The following is a 24,804-nucleotide window of genomic DNA, read 5'->3' on the forward strand; positions in this document are numbered from 1 at the left end:
ACGGATCACTCCTTTTGGTCGCCCCGCGCCCCCTGCTCCAACGGTAGTGTTCGACAGGAACCAGAAGTCTGGAGGATGTTTTCGATGACCGCAGAAGACACGCGGGCCGCGATCGGAGCGAGCTTCGCGCAGAACCGAAACGGCATCGACTTCGCCGTGGCGGACCTCTCCCTGGCCGAGTTCGGCCGCAAGGAGATCCGCCTCGCCGAGCACGAGATGCCCGGCCTCATGGCGTTGCGCCGCGAATACGCGGAGGTGTACCCGCTGCGCGGGGCACGGATCTCCGGTTCGCTGCACATGACCGTGCAGACCGCTGTCCTGATCGAGACCCTCGTCGCGCTCGGCGCCGAGGTCCGCTGGTGTTCGTGCAACATCTTCTCCACCCAGGACCACGCCGCCGCGGCCGTCGTCGTCGGCCCGCACGGCACCCCGGAGGAGCCCAAGGGCGTCCCGGTGTACGCGTGGAAGGGCGAGACCCTGCCGGAGTACTGGTGGGCGACCGAGAAGATGCTGACCTGGCCGGACGGCCCGGGCCCGAACATGATCCTCGACGACGGCGGCGACGCCACGCTGCTGGTGCACAAGGGCGTGCAGTACGAGAAGGCGGGCGTCGTGCCCGCCACCGAGGACGACGACCCCGAGGAGTGGGGTCTCATCCTGGAGACGCTGCGCAACTCGCTGGCCGCCGACTCGGGCAAGTGGACCAAGATCGCCGCCGACATCCGCGGCGTCACCGAGGAGACCACCACCGGCGTGCTGCGGCTCTACCAGCTCGCCGCCGCCGGTGACCTGCTGTTCCCGGCGATCAACGTCAACGACTCGGTCACCAAGAGCAAGTTCGACAACCGCTACGGCATCCGGCACTCGCTTGTCGACGGCATCAACCGCGGCACCGACGTGCTGATCGCGGGCAAGGTCGCGGTCATCTGCGGCTACGGCGACGTCGGCAAGGGCTCCGCGGAGAGCCTGCGCGGCCAGGGCGCCCGGATCATCGTCACCGAGATCGACCCGATCTGCGCGCTGCAGGCGGCGATGGACGGCTACGAGGTGCGCACCCTCGACGAGGCCGTCGGCGAGGCCGACATCATCATCACCACGACCGGCAACAAGGACGTGGTGACCGTCGAGCACATGGCCCGGATGAAGCACCAGACCATCCTGGGCAACGTCGGGCACTTCGACAACGAACTCGACATCGCGGGCCTCACCCGGTACCCGGGCATCCGCCGGGTCAACATCAAGCCGCAGGTCGACGAGTGGGTGTTCCCGGACGGGCACACGATCATCGTGCTCTCCGAGGGCCGCCTGCTCAACCTGGGCAACGCCACCGGGCACCCCAGCTTCGTGATGTCCAACAGCTTCTCCAACCAGGTCATCGCCCAGGTGGAGCTGTACGGCAAGCACGAGGAGTACGACCGCGAGGTCTACCGGCTGCCCAAGAAGCTCGACGAGAAGGTCGCCCGCATCCACCTGGAGGCGCTCGGCGGCACCCTCACCAAGCTGACCAAGGAGCAGGCCGAGTACATCGACGTCGACGTCGAGGGCCCGTTCAAGTCGGAGCACTACCGCTACTGACGAGTACGCCCGTACTGGGCGGTAGGCCGTTCTTCCGGGCCCCGGCACGCAACCCGCGTGCCGGGGCCCGCGTCTTATGTCACCGAAAGGTGTAACACGCGGACCCGATCGAGCGATCTTGTGTAGTTCTGGCCTGCGCAGGGGGCAAGCCAGAGCCCAGGAGCCGCCCCGGGGGGTGGATGGCACCGTGGACGGCGCCGACCCGGAGGGGAGAGCCGGGCAGCGCCGTCCACGGCTGTCAATACCGACGTCGGCGGGGGACTCGGTAGGGTCACGGCCGTGGGACGCCTGATCGTCATCGAGGGGCTGGACGGTGCCGGTAAGCGCACCCTGGCCGACAAGCTCACCGCCGCTTTCGCCGAGCAGGGCGCGACCGTGGGGACCCGCGCGTTCCCCCGGTACGGCCTGTCGGTCACCGCGGACTTGGTGCAGGACGGGTTGCACGGTCGTCTCGGCGGGCTTGGTGACTCGGTCTATGGCATGGCCGTGCTCTATGCGCTGGATCGCCAAGGGGCCCGCGATGACCTCTTGTCCGACCTCGCGTCCTTCGACGTTGTGCTGCTCGACCGCTTTGTAGCGTCGAACGCCGCCTATGGAGCCGCACGGCTGCACGAGTCCGCTGACGGTGACTTCGTCTCTTGGGTCAAGTCTGTAGAGATCGACCGTTTCGGCCTCCCAGTACCGCACGCGCAGCTGCTGCTTAGGGTCTCCGCGGAACTGGCCGCCGAGCGCGCGACCCACCGCGAGAACGTCGACGCGCGCGTGAGGGACAACTGGGAGTCGGACACCCCGCTCCAGGTCCGCGTCGGCCAGGTGTACGACGAGCTGGCCGCCAAGTCCTGGCTGTCGCCCTGGCACGTCGTGGACGGCAGCACTGACCTTGACGTCTTGTCGCTAACCGGCACCTTGCTCGCCTGAGCGCCGCTATCGTGATCACGTGCGACGTGATCCCCCGATCACCCTGCGTGGCGCCCTCAAGATCCTCGGCCGCGACGACCACCCCTGGCTGACGCGGATCAACAGCCTGCTCGGCGGCGTCGTCCTGGTGTCCGGTCCGCTGAGCCTGGTCGGGGCGGCGTTCGGCGCGATCTGGCAAATGGTCGACCAGAAGTCCGAGGCGAACACGCGGATCCGCGAGGTCCTGGACACCATCGGCGGCCGCCTGATGGGCACCAGCGGCCTGCACCGGCAGGACCTGGTCGTCGCCGCGCACTCCACGATCGTGCTCGCCGCGTACTCCACCGCCGTCACCAAGCACATCGACGTGCAGCTCAGCGACGAGCAGAAGGCGCTCATCGCCGACCTCCGCCGCGCCGAGGGCCAGAAGCTGGTGGAGGCCCTCTACACCGCCGAGATCCCCACGCCGTCGGCCGTCGCGTCGTTCGAGGCCAACCTCGCCGCTCTGGAGGACTGGGCCAAGCTCGTCGGGTTCGTGGTCTTCGACGTGTTCGGCCTGCCCGGCGACTGGACCACGATCAACCGCCGGATCATCGACGACTTCGCCGACCAGTACCGGTCGTACTTCCTGACCCTCGCCGCGCAGGTCCCCGACTTCAAGGTGTGGGCCGACCAGGTCGCGCAGGAGAACGTCGCCAGGGGCCTGGCCGCCATCACCGACCTGCTCGGCCACGGCCCGACCGCCGACCCGCGCGACCACCGGTCCCTGGTGGCCATGGCCAACCGCGCCGAACTCGACAAGCCGATCGTCGACGCCGCCGACTCCCTGGTCCGCTTCCCGCCGGTCTCGGACGTCTTCCTCACCCCGCGCTACCGCCTGACCCTCTCCGGCGGCGAGGGCCGCATCAGCAACGAGAAGTGGTGGCAGTTGCGCCCGGTCCACCACGACCTCGCGGTCATGCTGGCCAGGCACTTCGGGACGCCCACCGCGCTCACCCGCCCGCTGCTGCTGCTCGGCCACCCCGGTGCGGGCAAGTCCGTCCTGATGACCGCGCTGGCCGCGATGCTGCCCGCCTCGGACTACACCGTCGTCCGGGTCCGCCTGCGCCACGTCGACGCCGGTGCCTCGGTCGCCGGTCAGGTGGCCCAGGCCCTGGAACTCGCCACCAACAACCGCGTCGCCTGGTCCGACCTGGACGGCTCCGGCGACACCGTCCGGGTGGTCCTGCTCGACGGCCTGGACGAGTTGCTGCAGGCCACCACCGCCGACCGCACCGGCTACCTCCGCGACGTCGAGCAGTTTCAACGCACCGAGGCTGTGATGGGGCAACCGGTCGCCGTGGTGGTCACCTCGCGCACCCTCGTAGCCGACCGCGTGACCGTCCAACCCGGCACGCCCGTCGTGAAGATCGAAGAATTCGACGAGGGGCAGATCAAGGCCTGGCTCTCAGTCTGGAACCGAACCAACGTCGACACCCGCTCCTTACCCGTAGCGAACGCGTTAGCCCTACCCGAGCTAGCCAGCCAGCCGCTGCTCTTGATGATGCTGGCCATCTATTGCGCCAACCCCGACGTGCCCCTCCCCGATGAAAATATGTCGCTGTCCGACCTCTACGACAAGCTCCTAGCCAGCTTCGCCGAACGCGAGATCGAGAAGTCGGCCGACTCGGTCGACAAGCTGCTCTGGCGCCTGTCGATCGCAGCCATCGGCATGCTCAACCGCGGTGCGCAATATCTGTCCGAGGCAGACTTAACTGCTGACTTGGCCGCTCTTGGTGACAAGTCCCTCTCTGGCGGTCAGGTGCTAAGTCAGTTCTTCTTCATCCACGCCTCTGAAGCCACAACGGCAAGAGGCAGCGTCCGAGGCTACGAATTCCTCCATGCCACCTTCGGCGAGTACCTAGTCGCCAGCCGAGTCGTCGAAGTCCTCCGCGACGTCGCCGACAGCTCTCACGGCAGGCGAGCTGTCCACGAGCCGGACGACGACCTGCTTTTCGCTCTCATGTCGCACCAACCCTTGGCCACTCAGCGCCCCACCATCGAGTTCATCGGCGAACAACTACGGCTCCTCGACGCGGACGAGCGCGAGAGCGTCGAGCGCACTCTGGACCACCTGCTGCGGACATTCCGCCGCCGCAACCCGGTGAACCGGTACCCGACCTACCTGCCGGACGCGAGCGACCAGGTCACCGGGCTCGCCACCTACTCGGCCAACCTGGTCCTGCTGCGCCTGCACCTGGCGGCGGGCTTCGACCACGAGAAGCTCTGGCCCGATGACGGCTGGGAGGCCGTTCTGCGGCTGTGGACGGCCGGACTCGACCAGCAGGGCCTGTCCGCGGTCGTGCGTTGCCTGGTACGCCGCGGCGACCGACTCGAGCCCGCTGGACCGACGCCCGCGCGCACCGCTCTGCTCGTGGCCGGGCTCAGCGATGACACGTGGACCGCCGAGCGAATCCGACTCGGCACCGTCTTCCTGGACGACGTCCCCCGTTCGGGCAACCGGCGAGCCCCGAAAATGCTCGCGCACGCCCTGGTCCGGATGCTCATGCCAGAACTCCGGATAAGCCCCTCGGACGTTGTAGCCGAGCTAATCGAACTACAGCGCCCCGACCAGGTCAGTTCCCCAGACGGCGATTTCGGCGTCGATGTCGAGTGGCCGGGGCGGGCCTGATTGCTCCATCTCCGCTGTCACCCGGTCGCGGGGGACGAACCAGGAGACCTCGAACTCCACGCCGTCCGGGTCCTTGGCGTACAGGGACTTGGAGACGCCGTGGTCCGAGGCGCCGACCAGGGCGCCGGCGTCGGTCAGGACGCGCTTGAACTCGGCCAGTTCCGCCAGGGTCCGCACCGACCACGCCAGGTGGTAGAGCCCGACGCCGCCCTGGACCTGGCCGGGGGCGTCCAGTCCGACCTGGAACAACCCCAGGTCGTGGTCGTTGTCGGAGTCCGGTGCGCGCAGGAAGGCGGCGCCGGGGAACTCGGTGATCGGGCGGAAGCCGAGGACATCGCCGTAGAAGGCCACGCTGCGCGCCACGTCCCGGACGTAGAGGACGGCGTGGTTGAGCCTGCGGATGCCCATGGGTGCTCCTGCCGGTCGGCCTGTTCAAGTTTCAACGATACTCGACGGCGGGTGCTGCGCGGGCAGCCGCGCAGCAGTGCGACGATGTGCGCATGAAGGCACGAGTGCTCGTGGTGGACGACGACCCGGCCCTCGCCGAGATGCTCACGATCGTGCTGCGCGGCGAGGGATTCGACACGGCCGTGGTGGCGGACGGCTCCCGGGCGCTGCCCGCGCTGCGCGAGCTGAAACCCGATCTCGTGCTGCTGGACCTCATGCTGCCCGGGATGAACGGCATCGACGTGTGCAAGGCGATCCGCGCGGAGTCCGGCGTGCCGATCGTGATGCTGACGGCCAAGAGCGACACCGTCGACATCGTGCTCGGCCTGGAGTCCGGCGCGGACGACTACGTCGTCAAGCCGTTCAAGCCCAAGGAACTGGTCGCCAGGGTGCGCGCCCGGCTGCGCCGGACCGAGTCCGAACCGGCCGAGACGCTGGGCATCGGCGACCTGACCATCGACGTCCCCGGCCACGAGGTCACCCGCGACGGCAAGGCGATCCAGCTCACCCCGCTGGAGTTCGACCTGCTGGTGGCGCTGGCCCGCAAGCCGCGCCAGGTGTTCACCCGCGAGGTCCTGCTCGAGCAGGTCTGGGGCTACCGGCACGCCGCGGACACCCGGCTGGTGAACGTGCACGTCCAGCGGCTGCGGTCCAAGGTGGAGCGCGACCCCGAGCACCCCGAGGTCGTGCTGACCGTGCGCGGCGTCGGGTACAAGGCGGGCCCTCCGTGATCGCGACCGCGCGGTGAGCGGCCCCGGGCGGTGGCTCGTCGACGCCGCCCGCGGCCTGGTCGCCGCGAGCAGGCGCCGCTCCAGCGCGTTCAGCGAGCTGTGGCGGCGCTCGCTGCAGCTGCGGGTGGTGGTGAGCACGCTCGCCCTGGGCTCCGCGGTGATCTTCGTGCTGGGCATGGTGCTGCAGAACCAGATCACCGAGCGGCTGCTGGGGACCAAGGAAGAAGCCGCGATCGCGCAGACCCGGACCGCGGTCCAGATCGCCGAGCGGGAACTAGCCGGGACGAACGCGGCCGACCCGATCCGCGACCGGCTCAACAGCGCGCTCAACAAGCTCACCAGCTCGTCGCCCGACCAGTCCGGGGCGGGCTCGGCGGGCGCGTTCGAACCGGTTCTCGTCAACGACGCCCCGTACATCTCGCCGGGTGACGTCAAGGCCGCGGGACCGTACGAGAGCATCCCGCAGTCGCTGCGTGACTTCTTGCTCAGTGCGCCCAACCGGACCGTTTCGCAGATCTACACCGTAGAGCGCAACAACGAGCGGGTGACCTACCTGATCGTCGGCGTTCCGGTAGCGGCTACCAACACCACCGTGCAGCTCTACATGCTCTACCCACTAGCGACTGAGCAGCGCACCATCGACGTCGTCCAGAGCACGCTTGTAGTGGGCGGTCTGGTTCTTCTGCTTCTCCTGGCCGGTATCACCAACCTCGTGACCCGACAGGTAGTCCTGCCTGTCCGGCGCGCGGCTAGAGCCGCTGAGCGGTTCGCTGATGGTGAGTTGGGCGAACGGATGGTCGTCGCCGGTGAGGACGACGTGGCGCGGTTGGCCCAGTCGTACAACGAGATGGCCGCGAGCATCGAACGGCAGATCCGGCAGCTGGAGGACTTCGGCCAGCTGCAGCGCCGGTTCACCTCGGACGTCTCGCACGAGCTGCGCACCCCGCTGACCACCGTCCGGATGGCCGCCGACGTGCTGCACGCCTCCCGGGCCCAGTTCCCGGCTGGCCTGGCCCGCTCCACCGAGCTGCTGGTCGACGAGCTGGACCGGTTCGAGTCGCTGCTCGGCGACCTGCTGGAGATCTCCCGGCTCGACGCGGGCGTGGAGGAACTCGTCGCCGAGCACGCCGACCTGCGGGCCATCGCCCGGCGCGCGGTCGAGTCGGTGCGGGTGATCGCGCGCAACGCCGGGTCTGAGATCGTGCTCGACCTGCCGGAGAGCGACGACGCGATCGCCGAGGTCGAGTCCCGGCGGGTCGAGCGGATCCTGCGCAACCTGCTCGCCAACGCCATCGACCACGGCGAGGGCAAGCCGGTCGAGCTGCGGATGGTGCTCGACGACCACGCGGTAGCGGTAACCGTGCGCGATCACGGTGTGGGACTGCGCACCGGTGAGGCTGACCTGGTGTTCAACCGGTTCTGGCGCGCGGACCCGTCCCGCAACCGGCACACCGGCGGCACCGGTCTCGGCCTGGCGATCAGCCTCGAAGACGCGCGCCTGCACGGCGGGGGCCTTGACGCGTGGGGCGAACCGGGTGAGGGTGCCTGTTTCCGGTTGACCCTGCCCAGGACGCAAGGCGAGGAGTACGAAGGCAGCCCGTTGCCGCTACCTCCCGCTGACGTCCGCCCCATGACCCACCCAGCCCCACTGCCGATCTCGGTTCCGGAGGAGGTCTACCCGTGACCCGGCTCGTCCTCGCCCTGTTGTGCGCCGCCATGCTCACCAGCTGCGCCAACATCCCGGACCGGACGCTGCCCAGGGTCGTGCTGGACGCCACCGAGGAGCAGCCGCGCCAGGTCGGCAAGCCCGCGCCGGGGCTGGACCCGTTCAACCTGGTGCAGGAGTTCGTCAAGAACGCGGGCACCCCGGACGCCGCGCGGACCTACCTGACCGAGGAAGCCAAGCCGAACTGGAAGAGCGCGGCGGCGCCGACGATCATCCAGGACGAGATCAAGACCGTCCCGCAGTCGGTGCCGGAGGGTCGCGACCCGGCGACCGAGCAGGTCGTCATCCTCACCGCCACCTCGATCGGCAGCCTCTACAGCGACTGGTCGTTCGTGCCGCAGGTGCAGTCGCTGGAGTACCGGCTGGTCATCAAGCGGCAGGACGGGCAGTGGCGCATCGCCGAGCCGCCGAACGCGGTGCTGATCCGCGAGGCCGACTTCGCGAAGAGCTACCGCCGGGTCAACCTGGAGTTCTTCGACCCGGAGCAGCGGGTCATGGTCTCCGACCCGCGCTACGTGCAGATCGAGCCGCGCCAAGGCCTGTTCGGGCGCGTGGTGGACCTGTTGCTGGGTGGGCCGTCGGAGTCGCTCAAGGGCGCGGTGCGCAACCAGCTCGACGGGTTGGAGCTGAGCACCAACGTCCTACCGGAGTCCGACGGCGCCATCCTCATCAACCTCGGCAAGATCGATAAGCCTGTCGAGGACAGACAGCGCATAGCGGCGCAGTTAGTCCTGTCCTTGCGTGAGGTCACCACCAGCCCACTGCGGATTCGCAGCCAAGGTCTGCCGTTGGTGCCAGGTCACGAGGACTGGACTATCGGCGACGTCGGCACGTACGACGCACTGTCCGCCTTGAAGGCAGACCTGCTCGGACTCGCTGTGGTCGGCGGTCGTCTCTTGTCCTTGCGTGACGGCAGGCCGTTGGAAGGGCCGACTGGCGAGGGCGCCTACGACATCGTCAGTGCTGCCCAGTCGCTGGATGGCAGCCTGCTGGCGGTCGTGCAGCGAACCGCGGGCGGGATGAAACTCCGCGTCGGTAAGACTGACGGCGAACTCCCCGAGGTAAGCCTGCCCACCGCGGCAACGCTCACCAGGCCCACGTGGCTGTTCGCGGGATCTAACGAGGCGACGCCGAACGAGGTCTGGACGGTGCAAGACGGGACGCTGGTGGTCCGCGTCTCCCGCACCAACGACGGCAAGTGGGAGGACTTCCCGGTCGACGCCTCGGAGTTCACCCGCAACGGCGGCACGATCACCCAGCTCCGCCTCTCCCGCGACGGCGCCAGGGTCGCCGCCGTGGTCAACGGCGAGGTCCGGGTCGCCTCGGTGGTCCGCAACAACGACGCCGTCATGATCCGCTCCGGTCGCACCCTGCAGGCGGGCATCGTCAAGGACGTCGTCGGCCTGGACTGGCTCGACCGCCTCACGGTGATCGCCGCGACCGAGCAGCCGATCCGGCCCGTGGTCAGCCTGTCCGTCGACGGGTACGCCTACACGCCCTACAACAAGACGAACCTGACCGTGCCGGTCACGGCGGTCACCGCGGCACCCGGCCGGTCGACGATCGTGACCGACGGCTCGGGGATGTGGACCACGGGCGAGGCGGGCAAGGTGTGGCAGTACCACCAGTACAACCTCGGGCCGGGCTCGCTGCCGTTCTTCCCCGGCTGATCCTGTCGGTCTGACCAGGGCTTCTCCGATGCCGAGCTGGCCTGTGGACAACTTCGCGCACGGTTTTCCGCGGTGCGCCACGCTGCTCGCATGCGGATGCTGCTGGATCTCCTGATCCCCCTGTTCTGCGCCGGGTGCGGCGCGCTCGGCACCTCCTGGTGCGCTCGGTGCGCCGCGACGCTGGTCGGGTTGCGCGCGGTCGAACGGACGGCCACCAAGGGCGTGCCGGTCTTCGCCCTCACCGCGTACGGCGGTCCCGCGCGGCGGGCGATCATCGCCTACAAGGAGCGCGGCAGGCGGGCGTTGGCCGAGCCGCTCGGTCAGGCCATGGCCGCCGCGCTGCCCGCGCTGGCCGAGCGGCTGCGCGCCGACCCGCCGCCGGTCACCCGGTCGCGGGCCGGTCCACCCACGCCCGGCGTCGCCCGACCGGGCGACCCGCTGTGGCTCGTCCCGGCCCCGTCGCGGCGGGTCGCCGTGCGGCGCAGGGGCGGTCACCACATGGTCCGGGTGGCCGAGGTGGTGGCCGGTCGGCTGGCGCTCGCCGGTGTGCCCGCCCGGGTCGCGCCGGTGTTGCGGCTGCGCGGCCGCGCGCGGGACTCAGTCGGTCTCACTGTGCACGCGCGGCAACGGAATCTGGCCGAGAACCTGTGTCTCGCGGCGGCGGGCGTACCACCGGCGGGTGCACCCGTCCTGGTGCTCGACGACGTCGTCACCACCGGTTCGACGGCGGCCGCGTGCACCCGGGTCCTGCGCCGGGGCGGGCTGTCGGTACTCGCCGTGCTCGCGTGCGCGGCGACCGTGTGACGGGAGACTCGTCTCACAGTCTGGTACCCCCGAAAGAGTGATGGCGAGTGGGGAACCGTACGCCGTTCGGGTCCGTTGGCCGGGTATGCGGACGAGCAGGCGAGTGGTCTTGGACCCGGTGGCGCACCGGCCGGGTCCGCTCGCCCGAACACGGCCCGCCGCTGCTCGGCCGTCAGCTCTGGGCCGCCCGGGCGAACGGGTTCGCCGCGCTGGTCGCCCGGCCCGCCCGGCTGGGCCGGGGGTGGTCGCTCGATCGTCGCGCGACGTCACGCTCGGTCGCGAACGGATGTCGCCCGCGTCGGGGGCTGTTGCTCGGCCGGAACGAGAGCTAACGTGCATCGCTATCACCGTTCCCGGCCTGCGGGGAGGAGGCGAGGAGCCCATGACCCTGGCGCCGGTGGAGCGCTGACCGCACGGGGCATCGCCCCAGGTCACGTCCCTGTCCTGGACTTGGAATCCAGGACCAGCCCGGCGCCAAGCACGCAAAGCCGCAACCAGGACTCGCCGTCAGCGAGGGAGGTCGTGTATGGACATCGTGGTTAAGGGCCGTAACGTCGAGGTTCCGGAGCACTACCGGACACACGTCGAGGAGAAGCTGACCAGGCTGGAGCGCTACGACCGCAAGGTCATCCGCTTCGACGTGGAGCTGTTCCACGAGCCCAACCGCAGGCAGTCGAAGAGCTGCCAGCGGGTCGAGATCACCGGGAAGGGCAAGGGCCCCGCCGTGCGGGCGGAGGCAGTGGCAGGCGACTTCTACGCCGCGCTCGACCTGGCAGTCAGCAAGATCGAGAACCGGCTCCGCCGCCAGCACGACCGCAGGCGCGTGCACCACGGTCGGCGCACCCCCACCTCGGTCGGCCAAGCCGTCGCCGCCGCTACCCCCATCACCAACGGGAACGGGTCGGGCCTGCACGCGGGCAGCACCACGCTGCTGCAAGCCCCCGAGTACGACGGCGCCACCAACGGCAGCCACCTCGCCGCGGACCTGGAAGCCGAGTACGGCGGCGTCCCGATGCCCCGCCGGCGCTGGGAGGACGACGAGGACTCCCTCCCCGGCCGCGTGGTGCGCGAGAAGGAGCACCCGGCCAAGCCGATGACCGTCGACCAGGCCCTCTACGAGATGGAACTGGTCGGGCACGACTTCTACCTGTTCGCCGACGCCGACACCGGCACCCCCAGCGTCGTCTACCGGCGCCACGCCTTCGACTACGGCGTGATCAAGCTCGTCTGAGCGCTGATCCCACGCACCGCGTGCCCCGGGGGACCAGCGCCCCCGGGGCACCGCCATGCCCGCTCCCGCCCGGCCCGACCGGGTGCCGAGGCCGTTTCGGTGGGCCACTCCGTGCCCGCCCCGAGCCGCTGACCGGCGGAGATCGGCCGCGCCGGGCCGACCGCGGTCCGTTCCCAGTTCACATCTGGGGGTAACGCGGAACCTCCTGGCCTGGTGAGCCGTTGGTGCTGTGGCGGGCCTCACCCAGGTAGCCTCACCGCGCCGCTTGGCGGCGTCGGTACACGCCGCTGGGCGGGGTGCCTACGATGACGAACAGGAGCGTCCGTAGCGGGCGCACGACTATCAGCTAGCGAGGTCGACTCGGATGGTGCTGTCCCGGATCCTGCGCGCGGGCGAGGGCAAGATGCTCAAGCGGCTGCGCAACATCGCAGCGCACATCAACTCGCTGGAGGACGAGGTCGTCGCGCTCTCCGACGAGGAGCTGCGCGACAAGACCGCCGAGTTCCAAGAGCGCTACCGCGGCGGTGAGTCGCTCGACGAGCTGCTGCCCGAGGCGTTCGCGGTGGCCAGGGAGGGCGCCAAGCGGGTGCTCGGCCAGCGGCACTTCGACGTGCAGCTCATGGGTGGTGCCGCGCTGCACCTCGGCCAGGTCGCCGAGATGCGCACCGGTGAGGGCAAGACCCTGACCGGTGTCCTCGCCGCCTACCTCAACGCGCTCGCCGGTGACGGCGTGCACGTCATCACCACCAACGACTACCTGGCCAAGCGCGACGCGGACTGGATGGGCCGCATCCACCGCTTCCTCGGCCTGACCGTCGGCGTGATCCTCTCGGAGATGACCCCGGCCGAGCGCCGCGAGGCCTACAACTGCGACATCACGCACGGCACGAACAACGAGTTCGGCTTCGACTACCTGCGCGACAACATGGCCTGGTCGCTCGACGACATGGTGCAGCGCGGCCACCACTTCGCCATCGTCGACGAGGTCGACTCCATCCTGATCGACGAGGCCCGCACGCCGCTGATCATCTCCGGCCCGGCCGACCAGTCCTCGCGCTGGTACCAGGAGTTCGCCCGGCTCTCCCCGATGCTGCGCCGCGACACCCACTACGAGGTCGACGAGCGCAAGCGCACCGTCGGCGTCACCGAGAAGGGCGTCGCGCTGGTCGAGGACCAGCTCGGCATCGAGAACCTCTACGAGGCCGCGAACACGCCGCTGGTCGGCTACCTCAACAACGCGCTGAAGGCCAAGGAGCTCTACAAGCGCGACAAGGACTACATCGTCCGCGACGGCGAGGTGCTCATCGTCGACGAGTTCACCGGCCGCGTGCTGTCCGGTCGCCGCTACAACGAGGGCATGCACCAGGCGATCGAGGCCAAGGAGGGTGTGGAGATCAAGGCCGAGAACCAGACCCTGGCCACGATCACCCTGCAGAACTACTTCCGGCTCTACACCAAGCTCTCCGGGATGACCGGTACCGCCGAGACCGAGGCGGCCGAGTTCCACACCACCTACAAGCTCGGCGTGGTGCCGATCCCGACGAACCGGGACATGGTCCGCAAGGACCAGCCGGACCTGATCTACAAGACGGAGGAGGCGAAGTTCCTCGCCGTCGCCGAGGACATCGCCGAGCGGCACGCCGAGGGCCAGCCGGTGCTGGTCGGCACCACCAGCGTCGAGCGCTCCGAGTACCTGTCGAAGCTGCTGCTCAAGGCGGGGGTACCGCACAGCGTCCTCAACGCCAAGCACCACGAGAAGGAAGCCGCGATCATCGCGGGCGCCGGCCACAAGGGCGCGGTGACCGTCGCGACCAACATGGCCGGTCGCGGTACCGACATCGTGCTCGGCGGCAACCCCGAGCACATCGCCGAGGAGTCGCTGCGCGCGCGCGGCCTCGACCCGATCGAGACCCCCGAGGAGTGGCGCGCCGCGCTGCCCGCCGCGCTGGAGAAGGCCGAGCACGAGGTCAAGGCCGAGAAGATCGAGGTGCAGAAGGCCGGTGGCCTCTACGTCCTCGGCACCGAGCGGCACGAGTCGCGGCGCATCGACAACCAGCTGCGCGGCCGCTCCGGCCGCCAGGGCGACCCGGGCGAGTCCCGGTTCTACCTGTCCCTCGGCGACGAGCTGATGCGCCGGTTCAACGCGGGCATGGTCGAGCGGGTCATGACGGCGATGAACGTGCCCGAGGACCAGCCGATCGAGGCCAAGATCGTCACCAGGGCGATCCGCAGCGCGCAGACCCAGGTCGAGCAGCAGAACTTCGAGATCCGCAAGAACGTCCTCAAGTACGACGAGGTGATGAACAAGCAGCGCAAGGTGATCTACGCCGAGCGGCTGCGGGTGCTGCAGGGCGAGGACCTGCGCGAGCAGATCCTGCGGATGCTCAACGACGTCATCGAGGCCTACGTCGTCGGCGCCACCGCGGACGGGTACTCCGAGGACTGGGACCACGTGAAGCTGTGGACCGCCCTCAAGCAGCTCTACCCGATCTCGGTCGACTGGGAGCGGCTGGTCGACCAGGCCGAGGCCGAGGGCAAGGACATGGACCACGAGTTCCTGCTGCGGGCCATCACCGAGGACGCCGAGCGGGCCTACACCGCCCGCGAGGCCGACATCGACGGCAAGGTCGGCGAGGGCGCCATGCGCGAGGTCGAGCGCCGGGTGATGCTCTCCGTGCTGGACCGCAAGTGGCGCGAGCACCTCTACGAGATGGACTACCTCAAGGAGGGCATCGGGCTGCGCGCGATGGCCCAGCGCGACCCGCTGATCGAGTACCAGAAGGAAGGCTTCGAGATGTTCAGCGCGATGCTCGACGCGCTGAAGGAGGAGTCGGTCGGCTTCCTGTTCAACGTCCCGGTCGAACCGGCCGAGCCCGAGGTCCAGCTGGCCCCGCAGCCGACCGCGCTGCCGTCGGTCAGCGCCAGCCCCGAGGCCCAGGCCCGCCAGGCCGAACTGCAGGCCCGCCAGGCCCGCGCCCAGGCCGTCCAGGACCGGGTCCGCGCCGAACAGGCCGCCGCCGCTGCCGCGGGCGAGAAGCTACCCCCCGCCCTGCGCGGCAAGGGCCTCGACGGCCCCGCCCCGCAGCGCCTGAACTACTCCGGCCCCACCGAAGACGGCGGCGTCGAGTCCCACTCGGACACCACCGGCGACAACGGCGCTGCGGGCACCCGCCGCGAACGCAGGCAGGCCGCGCGTGACCAGGCGAAGAAGGGCCGCAAGGGTCCGCGCCGCTAGGGTCAGTGCTCTGTGAACTGGGTGGTGGACGGATCTCCGTCTGCCACCCAGTTTGCTTTTTCCCTTGCCCCACAAGGGCGACCGTCCCCCACCAAGGGTGAACCGGGCTGAAGACCCCCCCAATACACAGCCTATCGAGGGGGTGGGGTGGGGTCCGAGGGTGAAAGTTGGGCCTGTGGACAAGTGCGGGCCTTGTGGACAGTTCGGGGTCAGAAGCCGATCAGGCGCAGGATTGTGCAGTGCCAGTGTCCTTCCAGTTGTTCCATGCGGCCGAAGCAGGTTTTGGCGTGCCAGGAGTCTGGGTGGTCGGCGCGGACGATGCGGATGGTTGCGGCTAGTTCCACCACGCCCGGTGCTACCTCCGAGGTGTGCAGGTGGGCCAGGCGGTACAGGGTTCGGCCGTTGCCCTTCGCGCGGGTGAGGAGGCCCTCGTACACGGCTGGGGGGAGCATGCCGTGGAGGTGGGCGACTTGGCGTTTGCCCTCCAGGGCTTCCAGCAGCAGGGTCACCAGGCGCCAGGTGGCTTCTCGGGGGGCGCCGCGGATGGTTCGGTTGGGGGAGGGGCTGGCGGGCGGGGTGAACCAGCGTTCTTCGTCGGCCTCGGCCAGTGGGGGCTCGTAGTCGGGCAGGGCGTTGATGCGCACTGGGCTCCTTCCGGGTGGTTTACCGGGAGAGAGCGCCCGAAACACGTTGTCGCGCACCGGGGTCACCGGAAGCGGTGACAGGATCAGCGCCATGGACGCGTTGGTCGTGGATTACGCGGGTGTGTTCACCGAGGACGGCATGCCCGAGGTCGTCGCGCGGGTGCGGGCGGCCGGGTTCAAGACGGCGCTGCTGTCCAACGCGGACGCCGTGCCCGCGCCGCTGCCGGACGTGTTCGACGCGGTGGTCGTGTCCGGCGCAGTCGGGTTCGCCAAGCCGGACGCCGCCATCTACCGGCACGCGGCGGCGGTGCTGCGGGTCGACCCGAGCCGGTGCGTGTTCGTCGACGACGTCGCCGAGTACGTGCGGGGTGCGGCGCGGGTGGGCATGGTCGGCGTGCACCACCGGGACGTGGAGTCCACAGTGGAGGAACTGGTCGTGCTGCTCGACCTACCGGCCGCGGCGGACCAGTTCGAAGCACAGGACGGCGGCGGCGGTCGCGACGTTGAGTGACTCCACCCCGCCCGCCATCGGGATCGACAGCCAGCGGTTGACGTGCGGTCGCACCCCGTCGGTCACCCCCGAGGTCTCGCTGCCCAGCACGAACGCCGCCTGACCGGGCAGGTCCGCGTCGAACACGGTGCGCCGCGCGCCCGCGTCCAGCCCGTAGAGCGGGTACCCGGCGGCGCGCAGGTCGGCCGCCGCCTCGGCCGCTGTGGCCACGCGCAGCACCGGTGCGGTGAACGCGACCCCCGCCGAGGCCTTGACCACCAGCGGGTCCAGCCCGGCCACCCCGCGCCTGGGCACCACGATCCCGCCGATGCCCGCCGCGGTGGCGGTGCGCAGGATCATGCCCACGTTGGCCGGGGTGGTGATCCCGTCGAGCAGCAGCACCGACGACGGCCGCCGCGACGAGGCCAGCGCGTCGGCCAGCGTGCGCATCCGCGGCGCGACGACATCGGCCAGCACGCCTTGGTCCTGCTTGCCGTTGCCCGCCAACACCTTCACCCGGTGCGGGGTCGCGCGCTGCACCTCGACACCCCGCTCGCGCGCGGCGTCGATGATCTCGCGGGCCGCCAGGCCGTGCGCGTTGTCGGCCAGCACCACCTTGTCGACGGTCAGGCGGGTGTCGGCCAGCGCCTCCAGCACCGGCTTGCGCCCGTAGACGGTCACGAACCGGTCCTTGGGGGACGTCGCCTGCTCTCGGTACTCGCGGGGCGCGGATCGCTCGTGGGGCACGGCGAGCAGCATCGCACGCCCCGCGTCCGGCCCTCCGCGCCGCCCGGGTTGTGCCAGTATCGGGCCATGCCCGACCGCCTGTCCGCCATCGACGCGTCCTACCTCTACCTGGAGGACGCGGCGACGCCGATGCACGTCGGCGGGGTCGCGGTGTTCCGCAAGCCCAAGGCCGGGTTCGACCACGCGCGGCTGGTCAAGCTGATCGAGCAGCGGCTGCCGCTGGTGCCGCGCTACCGGCAGCGCGTCGCCGAGGTCCCGGGCCACCTGGCCCGCCCGGTCTGGGTGGACGACCCCGGCTTCGACGTCAACTACCACGTGCGCCGCTCCGCCCTGCCGCGCCCGGGCAGCGACGAGCAGCTGCACGACCTGGTCGCCAGGCTGATGGCCCGCCCGCTCGACCACACCCGGCCGCTGTGGGAGGCCTACCTGGTCGAGGGCCTCGCCGACGGCCACGCCGCGCTGATCACCAAGACGCACCTGGCGCTGGTCGACGGGATCCGCACCATCGACTTCGGCCAGGTCATCCTGGAGCCGCACCCGCAGGCCGACGACCAGCCCGACGACGAGCCGTGGGAGCCGCGCAGGCTGCCCGGCCCGGCCAGGCTGGTGCTCGACGCGGTCACCGAGACCGTGCAGCGGCCCCGCGAGGTGGTGGAGAACGTGCGCGCCGCCGTGGGGGACGCGCTGGCTACCACCCAGAAGGTCGCCGGGGTGCTGGGCACCGTCGTGTCCGCCATCGGCATCGCGGCCCGACCGGCGCAGGCCAGCCCGCTCAACGCCCCGGTCGGCCGGGCCCGCCGCTACGCCGTGGCCACCGCCGGGCTCGACGACCTGCGCGACGTGCGCGCCCGCCACGGCGGCACCGTCAACGACGTGGTGCTCACCGTGGTCGCAGGGGCGCTGCGGTCCTGGCTGCTCTCCCGCGGCCTGCAGCTCACCGCGTCCAGCACGGTCCGCGCGCTGGTGCCGCTGGCGGTGCGCGACTCCGACGGCTCGGTGCCCGGCATGCTCGGCAACCAGGTCACCCCGCAGCTGGTCGACTTACCCGTCGGCGAGCCGAGCCCGTTCGTGCGGTTGCACCACATCAGCCACGCGCTGCGCCCGCACAACGACTCGGTCCGCTCGGTCGCCGCCTCGGCGCTGCTGCGGGTCGGCGGGTTCGCCCCCCCGACGCTGCACTCGCTCGGCGCGCGGGCGGCCGCGTCGTTCTCGCAGCGCATCTTCAACGTGGTGGTCACCAACGTGCCGGGTCCGCAGGCCCCGCTGTACCTGGGCACCGCCAGGATGACCCGGATGGTCCCGGCCATGCCGCTCACCCGCAACCAGGCGCTGGCCATCGGCGTCACCTCCTACGACGGAGGGGTGTACTTCGGGCTGACCGGGGACCGCACGGCCATGGCCGACGTGGACGTGCTGGCGCGAATGCTGGAAGAGTCGGTCGAGGAACTGTTGACGACAGTGAGAGCGTGAGTGAGTTGAGGGTCTTCATACCAGCCACCGTGGCGATGCTGCGGGCGCTGAACGCCGACGGCGAGCTCGCCCCGATCACCGGTACCGCGTTCGCGCTCACCCCCGCGCTGCGCGAGTCCTACGCGACCGGCGGCGACGAGGAACTGGAGTACGTGGCCATGCTCGACGCGGCGAAGGCCTCGCTGCGGCTGCTGGGCGCCGAGCTGACGAGCGACCCCGAGGTGTCGATGCGCCGCGCGGTCATCGCCGCCGACGTCGACGGGGTGGAGCTGCGGCCGGACCTGGACCACTCGGTGGTCAAGCTGTCCGGCACGGTCCCGCTCAAGGTCGTGGCCGCGGTCCACCTGGACACCGAGGAGGCCGCCGTCGCCGTGCGGGCCGCCGTGGCCGCGGTCGACGCCGCCGACATGGGCGACCCGGACGCCGAGTTCGTGCTCGGCGACGCCGAGGACCACGAGCTGGCGTGGTACGCGCCGCAGGAGTTGCCCTTCCTGCTGGAGCTGCTGTAACCGGGAGGTCATCCCATGACAGGATGTACGCGTGCGCGGGGGCCACGAGAGCGCTGACGACCGGTCAGCGCCACCTCGGGGGCACCGGCCTGACCGCACACCCCGGATAACAGCACCGCCCTGACGACAGCACCGCCCTGATGACACGACCACGAGGGAGGCGAGCCACACGATGGACGCCGTTTCGTCCGTTCCCGACCCGTCGAACGAGCCGATCAACTCCTACGCGCCCGGCACCCCGCAGCGCGAGTCGCTCGCGCGCCGGATCGCCGAGCTGGAGGCCGAGCAGCCCGAGCTGACCATGACCATCGGTGGCAAGCAGCGGCTGGCCGGCGGTGACCGGATCGACGTGGTGCAGCCGCACGACCACCAGCACGTCCTCGGCGTCACCGCGCAGGCCACCACCGCCGACGTCGCTGACGCGGTCGCCGCCGCGAAGGCCGCCGCCCCCGCGTGGCGCGAGCTGCCCTTCGACGAGCGCGCCGCGGTCCTGCTGCGCGCCGCCGACCTGCTGGCGGGCCCGTGGCGCGACACCATCAACGCCGCCACCGTGCTCGGCCAGTCCAAGTCCGCCCAGCAGGCCGAGATCGACAGCGCCTGCGAGCTGATCGACTTCTGGCGGTTCAACGTCTCGTTCGCGCGCAGGCTCATCGAGGAGCAGCCGGTCTCCTCGCCCGGTGTGTGGAACCGGTTCGACCACCGGCCGCTCGACGGGTTCGTCACCGCGATCACCCCGTTCAACTTCACCGCCATCGCGGGCAACCTGCCGACCGCGCCCGCGCTGATGGGCAACACGGTCGTGTGGAAGCCGTCGCCGACCCAGCAGTTGGCGGCGCACCACACGATGCGCCTGCTTGAGGCCGCAGGCCTGCCCGCCGGTGTGATCAACCTGGTCACCGGCGACGGTCAGGCGCTCTCCGAGGTCGCGCTCACCGACCCCGACTTCGCGGGCCTGCACTTCACCGGGTCGACCAAGACCTTCAAGCACCTGTGGCGCCTGATCGGCGACAACCTGGACACCTACCGGTCCTACCCGCGCATCGTCGGCGAGACCGGCGGCAAGGACTTCGTCGTCGCCCACCCGTCGGCCGACATCGCCTCCGTCGTCATCGGCCTGGTCCGCGGCGCGTTCGAGTACCAGGGCCAGAAGTGCTCGGCGGCGTCGCGCGCCTACGTCGCCCGCTCGCTGTGGGAGGGCGGCCTGCGCGAGCAGCTCGCCGACATCACCAAGTCCCTGACCTACGGCGACGTCACCGACTTCGACAACTTCGGCGGCGCCGTCATCGACGCCCGCGCGTTCGCCAAGCACAAGGACGCCCTGTCCGCGGCCGCCGCGAACTCCTCCATCGAGGTCCTCGCCGGTGGCACCGCGGACGACTCGGTCGGCTACTTCGTCCAGCCCACCGTGCTCGTCGGCAGCGACCCGCTGCAGGACGTCTTCACCACCGAGTACTTCGGCCCGATCCTCGCCGTGCACGTGTACGAGGACGCCGAGTACGCGAAGGTCCTCGAACTGGTCGACACCTCGTCGCCGTACGCGCTGACCGGTGCCGTCTTCGCCACCGACCGCGCCGCCGTGGAGCAGGCCCACAAGGCGCTGCGCTTCTCCGCGGGCAACTTCTACGTCAACGACAAGCCCACCGGCGCCGTCGTCGGCCAGCAGCCCTTCGGTGGTTCCCGCGCGTCGGGCACCAACGACAAGGCAGGCAGCATCTACAACCTCCAGCGCTGGGTGAGCCCCCGCTCGGTCAAGGAGACCTTCGTCCCCCCGGTCGACCACCGCTACCCGCACATGGGCTGATCAGGTCAGACGCGAACAGGGCAGGTGCCACGGCACCTGCCCTGTTCTTCGTCCGGTGGTCCGCTAGATCGGGACGGCGGTGCCGGTGACGTGGATGCCCGCGCTCGGGTCGGTCGGGATGCTGACCGTGATCACGCCTGGCCTGCCCAGGTCGTCGCCCTGGTGGATGGTGAGGGCGGCCGGGAGGGTGACCAGGCCGAGTTCGCGCAGGTAGCCGCCCAGGGCGGCCGCCGCGGCACCGGTGGCGGGATCCTCGACGACACCGCCGGGCGGGAACGGGTTGCGGGAGTGCACGACGGTCTCGGAGTCGCGGTGGACGAGCTGGATGGTGGTCCAGCCGTGCTCGGTCATCAGCTCCGCCAGCGCCGGGTAGTCGTAGGCCAGGTCGGCCAGCCGCTCCCGGGTGCGCGCGGCCACCACCGGGTGCCAGGCGCCCGCGTACGCGGCCCGGAGGGGGAGCGCGGGGTCGAGGTCGGCCTCGTGCCAGCGCAGCGCCGCCAACAGGGCCGCCTGGACCTCGGGGGCGATGTCCTCGGTGCGCGGGCCGACGCTGACCAGGGTGGCGGTGATGTAGCCGTCCTCGGTCTCGCTGGTGCTGACCTCCACCAGCCCCGCCCTGGTGTGCAGCCGCAGCGGCCCGGAGCCGTTGGCCGCGGCGTGCGCCACGGACGCGGCGATGGTCGCGTGACCGCAGAACGGCACTTCGGCCAGCGGGCTGAAGTACCGCACGTCCAGGGCGCCGTCGGGGCGGGGCACGAGGAACGCCGACTCGGAGTACCCCACCTCCGCCGCGGCCGCCTGCATCTCGTCTTCGGGCACCCCGGTCGCGTCCAGGACGACACCCGCGGGGTTGCCGCCGCTGGGGTCGGTGGTGAAAGCGGCGTAGCGGAGGATCTGCACGATCGCAGGCTAGCGCCCAGACCCCGCGTCCATCAGCCCAGACGACGACGTCCACCGTCCGGGACGGCCAGGCGCTGTCCTCCGACTTAGCCGTCCTCTGATTTAGAGGCCAGCAGCCTGCGCAGCGAGGCGAGCCTGCCGGGGGTGGCCGTGCCCTCCTCCACCACCGTGTCCAGGTAGCAGTCGGGATCCTCCGGCGCGCCGAGGTGCCCGCAGCCCGACGGGCACTCCTCCGCCGCCGCGTGGAACTCCGGGAACGCGGTCACGATGTCGTTGGGCTTGATGTAGGCCAAGCCGAACGCGCGCACGCCGGGGGTGTCGACCACCCAGCCGCCGCTGGGCAGTGGCAGGGCCACCGCCGAGGTCGAGGTGTGGCGGCCCTTGCCGATCCCGCTCACGGCCCCGATCGCGCGCTCCGCGTCGGGCACCAGCTTGTTGACCAAAGTGGACTTGCCGACCCCGGAGTGCCCGACCAGGGCGGAAAGCCGGTCCACGAGCAGGTCCCGCACCTCGTCGGGCTCCTCGTCGAACCGGTTCACCACGACCCGCAGCTCGAGTTCCTCGTAGAGCGCGATCAGCTCGGCCGGGTCACCGAGGTCGGCCTTGGTCAGGCACAGCACCGGCTCCAGGCCACCGGCGAACGCGGCGACCAGGCAGCGGTCGATGAAACCGGTGCGCGGTGGCGGGTCGGCCAGCGCGCAGACGATCAGCAGCTGCTCGGCGTTGGCGACGACGACCCGCTCGTAGCCCTCCATGTCGTCGGAGGTGCGGCGCAGGACGCTGGTGCGCTCGGCGACGCGGACCATCCTGGCCAGGGTGTCCGGGGCGCCGGTGGTGTCGCCGACCAGTTCGACCTGGTCGCCGACGACCACCGAGGTGCGGCCGAGCTCGCGGGCCCGCATCGCCACGACCAGGTGCTCCGGGTCCTTCTCGACCGCGCAGGTCCACCGGCCGCGGTCCTTGCCCACGACCATGGCGCTGACCGCGTCCGCGTGCTCGGGGCGGAGCTTCGAGCGTGGCCGCGACCCCTTGCCCGGTCGTACCCGCACATCGGCCTCGTCCAGCCTGCTCCAGTCGCCCCGCCTCGCCACGTCAGCGCGCCTCGCCGAGCAGGTCTGCCCACATGGCGGGGAAGTCGGGCAGCGTCTTGGCGGTCGTCGCGATGTCGTCGACGCGCACTCCGGGCACGACCAGGCCGATGATCGCGCCCGCGGTGGCCATCCGGTGGTCGGCGTAGGCCTGCCAGGGCCCGCCGTGCAGCTTCGCCGGGCGGATCGTGAGGCCGTCCTCGGTCTCGGTGGCGTCACCGCCGACGGTGTTGATCTCGGCGACGAGCGCGGCGAGGCGATCGGTCTCGTGGCCGCGCAGGTGGGCGATGCCGCGCAGGACGGACGGGCTGTCGGCGAGGGCGGCCAACGCGGCCACGGTCGGGGTCAGCTCGCCCACGTCGCGCATGTCGATGTCCACACCGGACAGTGTCGCCGGGCCGCGTACGGTCAGCGCGCCGTTGGCGAGGGTCACCTCAGCGCCCATCTGCGCCAAGATGTCCCGGATAGCGTCACCGGGCTGCGTGGTCTGAGAAGGCCAACCGGTCACGGTGACCTCACCGCCGGTGACAGCCGCGGCGGCCAAGAACGGCGTCGCGTTGGACAGGTCCGGCTCGATCACCCAGTCGACAGCGCCAACGGGACCCGGTTCGATCCGCCAGGTGTTGGGCTCCTCGTCGTCGACCGCCACACCCGCCGTGCGCAGCATCTCGATGGTCATGTCGATGTGCGGCGTGGACGGCACGGGTTTGCCGTCGTGGTGGATGGTCAACCCCTTGTCGTAGCGGGCGCCCGAGAGCAGCAGTCCGGAGACGAACTGGGAGGAGCCCGACGCGTCGATGGTGACCGTGCCCCCGGCGATACCACCGGTGCCGACCAGCGTGAACGGCAGCGAGTCGCCCTCGACGACCGCGCCGAGCCCACGCAGCGCCTCCAAGATGGTGCCCATCGGCCGCTCGCGCGCGCGGGGGTCGCCGTCGAAGCGCACGTGCCCGTCAGCGAGAACGGCGGCAGGTGGGACAAACCGCATGACCGTGCCCGCGAGGCCGCAGTCGATCTCGGCCGGTCCGTGGAACCCGCCGTTGGCGTTGACGGAGACGGTGGTGCCGTCGACCGACATCGGCACGCCCAGCGCGTGCCAGGCGGCGACCATCAGGTCTGAGTCACGGCTGATGAGCGCTCCGGAGAGGGTGCTCGGCCCACTGCTGAGGGCGGCGAGCACGAGCGCGCGGTTGGTGATGGACTTCGAGCCGGGGATGGTGACGGTGGCGCTGACGGGACCCGAGGCGACCGGGGCTGACCAGGGCTGCGGCATGCCGCAATCCTCCCGCACCGGCCGCCGCATCGGGTGACCGGCTCGCCTCCACCTGCCGGGCATGTCACGATTCGCTCACACCGTGGGTGGCGGTGGCGCTCCCCCCGGGGAGCGGGAGAGGGAGGGTGGTCGACCGTGTGCGGCAGGTACGCGTCCGCGAAGGACCCGGCGACGCTGGCCGCGGAGTTCGACGCCGTCGACGCCATGGGGGACGGCGCGCCGGACCTCGACTACAACGTCGCGCCGACCAAGAGCGTGGTCGCGGTCGTGCAGCGGCACCCGCGCGACGCCGACGGCGAGGTCGACGAGAGCCGGACCGAGCGCACGCTGCGGGTGATGAAGTGGGGCCTGGTGCCCGCGTGGGCCAAGGACTCCGCAGGCGGCGCCAAGATGATCAACGCCAGGTCGGAGACCGCCGCCGAGAAGCCCGCGTTCAAGAAGTCGCTTGCCCAGCGCCGCTGCATCCTGCCCGCCGACGGCTGGTTCGAGTGGCGCCGCGACAAGACCGCCAAGCAGCCGTTCTTCACGACCCCGCGCGACGGCAGCAGCCTGGCGATGGCGGGCCTGTGGACGACCTGGCGGGACAAGGCCGACCCGTCCGCCCCCGTCCTGGTGACCTGCGCGGTCCTGACGACCGACTCGGTCGGCCCGCTCGCCGAGGTCCACGACCGGATGCCGCTGCTGCTCGACCGCGGCGCCTGGGCGACCTGGCTCGACCCGGACGCCACCGACGTCGCCGACCTGCTGGCCCCGCCCGCGCTGGACCTGGTCGACGCGCTGGAGATCCGACCGGTGTCGCAGGCGGTCAACAGCGTCCGCAACAACGGCCCCGAGCTGCTGGAGCCGCTCGCGGAGCCCGTGGACCTCGACCTCTTCGCACCCCGGACCTGACCCG

General features: G+C 70.7%; 20 protein-coding genes. 14 read left to right on the forward strand and 6 right to left on the reverse strand.

Annotated elements, in window-relative coordinates:
* The first annotated feature begins 84 nt into the window (after window positions 1-84).
* The 3 genes from ahcY (at window position 85) to LV79_RS09180 (ending at window position 5,143) form a co-directional block, all read left to right on the forward strand.
* A complete protein-coding gene (gene ahcY / locus LV79_RS09170) occupies window positions 85-1,575 on the forward strand; it encodes an adenosylhomocysteinase (protein ID WP_253834095.1) in 1,491 nt (496 codons plus the stop codon).
* A gap of 279 nt (window positions 1,576-1,854) precedes the next feature.
* On the forward strand, window positions 1,855-2,493 hold the full coding sequence (locus LV79_RS09175; RefSeq protein ID WP_253834096.1) for a dTMP kinase: 639 nt from the start codon (window positions 1,855-1,857) through the stop codon (window positions 2,491-2,493).
* A gap of 19 nt (window positions 2,494-2,512) precedes the next feature.
* Complete coding sequence (locus tag LV79_RS09180; protein ID WP_253834097.1) at window positions 2,513-5,143, forward strand: NACHT N-terminal helical domain 7-containing protein; 2,631 nt, start codon at window positions 2,513-2,515, stop codon at window positions 5,141-5,143.
* On the opposite strand, the gene LV79_RS09185 is transcribed toward LV79_RS09180, so the two are convergent.
* Window positions 5,069-5,551, reverse strand: coding sequence for a VOC family protein (locus LV79_RS09185; RefSeq protein ID WP_253834098.1), 483 nt, complete (start codon window positions 5,549-5,551; stop codon window positions 5,069-5,071). The genes LV79_RS09180 and LV79_RS09185 overlap by 75 nt on opposite strands.
* A 92-nt stretch (window positions 5,552-5,643) precedes the next feature.
* On the opposite strand from LV79_RS09185, the gene mtrA reads away from it, so the two are divergent.
* The 6 genes from mtrA to secA all read left to right on the forward strand — a co-directional run bounded on the left by mtrA (window position 5,644) and on the right by secA (window position 14,987).
* Window positions 5,644-6,321 (forward strand): MtrAB system response regulator MtrA, encoded by a 678-nt coding sequence (gene mtrA, locus LV79_RS09190; protein WP_121391040.1) that lies wholly within the window; start codon window positions 5,644-5,646, stop codon window positions 6,319-6,321.
* Between the two features lie 13 nt (window positions 6,322-6,334).
* Entirely contained in the window at window positions 6,335-8,005 is a 1,671-nt protein-coding gene (mtrB, locus tag LV79_RS09195; protein ID WP_253834100.1) for an MtrAB system histidine kinase MtrB, read from the forward strand.
* Window positions 8,002-9,717 (forward strand): LpqB family beta-propeller domain-containing protein, encoded by a 1,716-nt coding sequence (locus tag LV79_RS09200; RefSeq protein ID WP_253834102.1) that lies wholly within the window; start codon window positions 8,002-8,004, stop codon window positions 9,715-9,717. The genes mtrB and LV79_RS09200 overlap by 4 nt, the downstream gene beginning before the upstream one ends.
* Window positions 9,718-9,807: 90 nt before the next feature.
* On the forward strand, window positions 9,808-10,521 hold the full coding sequence (locus LV79_RS09205; protein ID WP_253834104.1) for a ComF family protein: 714 nt from the start codon (window positions 9,808-9,810) through the stop codon (window positions 10,519-10,521).
* A 526-nt stretch (window positions 10,522-11,047) separates the two neighbouring features.
* The gene (gene hpf, locus LV79_RS09210) at window positions 11,048-11,752 is read left to right on the forward strand and encodes a ribosome hibernation-promoting factor, HPF/YfiA family (protein ID WP_253834105.1); all 705 of its coding nucleotides are present in this window, start codon (window positions 11,048-11,050) and stop codon (window positions 11,750-11,752) included.
* Between the two features lie 364 nt (window positions 11,753-12,116).
* Window positions 12,117-14,987, forward strand: a complete 2,871-nt coding sequence (gene secA / locus LV79_RS09215; protein ID WP_253834106.1) for a preprotein translocase subunit SecA — start codon at window positions 12,117-12,119, stop codon at window positions 14,985-14,987.
* Between the two features lie 209 nt (window positions 14,988-15,196).
* On the opposite strand, the gene LV79_RS09220 is transcribed toward secA, so the two are convergent.
* Complete coding sequence (locus LV79_RS09220) at window positions 15,197-15,631, reverse strand: Rv3235 family protein (protein WP_253834107.1); 435 nt, start codon at window positions 15,629-15,631, stop codon at window positions 15,197-15,199.
* Between the two features lie 91 nt (window positions 15,632-15,722).
* On the opposite strand from LV79_RS09220, the gene LV79_RS09225 reads away from it, so the two are divergent.
* On the forward strand, window positions 15,723-16,142 hold the full coding sequence (locus tag LV79_RS09225; RefSeq protein ID WP_253834108.1) for an HAD-IA family hydrolase: 420 nt from the start codon (window positions 15,723-15,725) through the stop codon (window positions 16,140-16,142).
* Here the strand turns inward: LV79_RS09225 and LV79_RS09230 are convergent.
* Window positions 16,080-16,868 carry a TrmH family RNA methyltransferase gene (locus LV79_RS09230; protein ID WP_372495289.1) on the reverse strand — a complete coding sequence of 263 codons (789 nt, stop codon included), beginning with the start codon at window positions 16,866-16,868 and terminating at the stop codon, window positions 16,080-16,082. The genes LV79_RS09225 and LV79_RS09230 overlap by 63 nt on opposite strands.
* A 66-nt stretch (window positions 16,869-16,934) precedes the next feature.
* Here LV79_RS09230 and LV79_RS09235 point away from each other — a divergent pair, with 66 nt between their 5' ends.
* The 3 genes from LV79_RS09235 to pruA all read left to right on the forward strand — a co-directional run bounded on the left by LV79_RS09235 (window position 16,935) and on the right by pruA (window position 20,648).
* Window positions 16,935-18,338, forward strand: a complete 1,404-nt coding sequence (locus LV79_RS09235; protein ID WP_253834110.1) for a WS/DGAT/MGAT family O-acyltransferase — start codon at window positions 16,935-16,937, stop codon at window positions 18,336-18,338.
* 5 nt (window positions 18,339-18,343) lie between these two features.
* Window positions 18,344-18,847, forward strand: coding sequence for a DUF6912 family protein (locus LV79_RS09240; RefSeq protein WP_253835931.1), 504 nt, complete (start codon window positions 18,344-18,346; stop codon window positions 18,845-18,847).
* A 172-nt stretch (window positions 18,848-19,019) separates the two neighbouring features.
* Window positions 19,020-20,648, forward strand: coding sequence for an L-glutamate gamma-semialdehyde dehydrogenase (gene pruA / locus LV79_RS09245; protein WP_253834111.1), 1,629 nt, complete (start codon window positions 19,020-19,022; stop codon window positions 20,646-20,648).
* Window positions 20,649-20,711: 63 nt separating this feature from the next.
* Here pruA and LV79_RS09250 read toward each other — a convergent pair whose 3' ends face one another.
* From LV79_RS09250 to aroA, 3 genes are all read right to left on the reverse strand, one after another.
* Window positions 20,712-21,548 (reverse strand): PhzF family phenazine biosynthesis protein, encoded by an 837-nt coding sequence (locus tag LV79_RS09250; protein WP_308208930.1) that lies wholly within the window; start codon window positions 21,546-21,548, stop codon window positions 20,712-20,714.
* Window positions 21,549-21,634: 86 nt separating this feature from the next.
* Entirely contained in the window at window positions 21,635-22,639 is a 1,005-nt protein-coding gene (gene rsgA / locus LV79_RS09255) for a ribosome small subunit-dependent GTPase A (protein WP_253834112.1), read from the reverse strand.
* A 1-nt stretch (window position 22,640) separates the two neighbouring features.
* Window positions 22,641-23,909, reverse strand: coding sequence for a 3-phosphoshikimate 1-carboxyvinyltransferase (aroA, locus tag LV79_RS09260; protein ID WP_253834117.1), 1,269 nt, complete (start codon window positions 23,907-23,909; stop codon window positions 22,641-22,643).
* Window positions 23,910-24,044: 135 nt separating this feature from the next.
* On the opposite strand from aroA, the gene LV79_RS09265 reads away from it, so the two are divergent.
* Entirely contained in the window at window positions 24,045-24,800 is a 756-nt protein-coding gene (locus LV79_RS09265; RefSeq protein WP_253834118.1) for an SOS response-associated peptidase, read from the forward strand.
* The last annotated feature ends 4 nt before the right edge of the window (window positions 24,801-24,804 follow it).

Origin of the sequence: Actinokineospora globicatena, from assembly GCF_024171945.1 — a bacterium.
In the GTDB taxonomy this organism is placed as follows: Bacteria; Actinomycetota; Actinomycetes; order Mycobacteriales; family Pseudonocardiaceae; genus Actinokineospora; species Actinokineospora globicatena.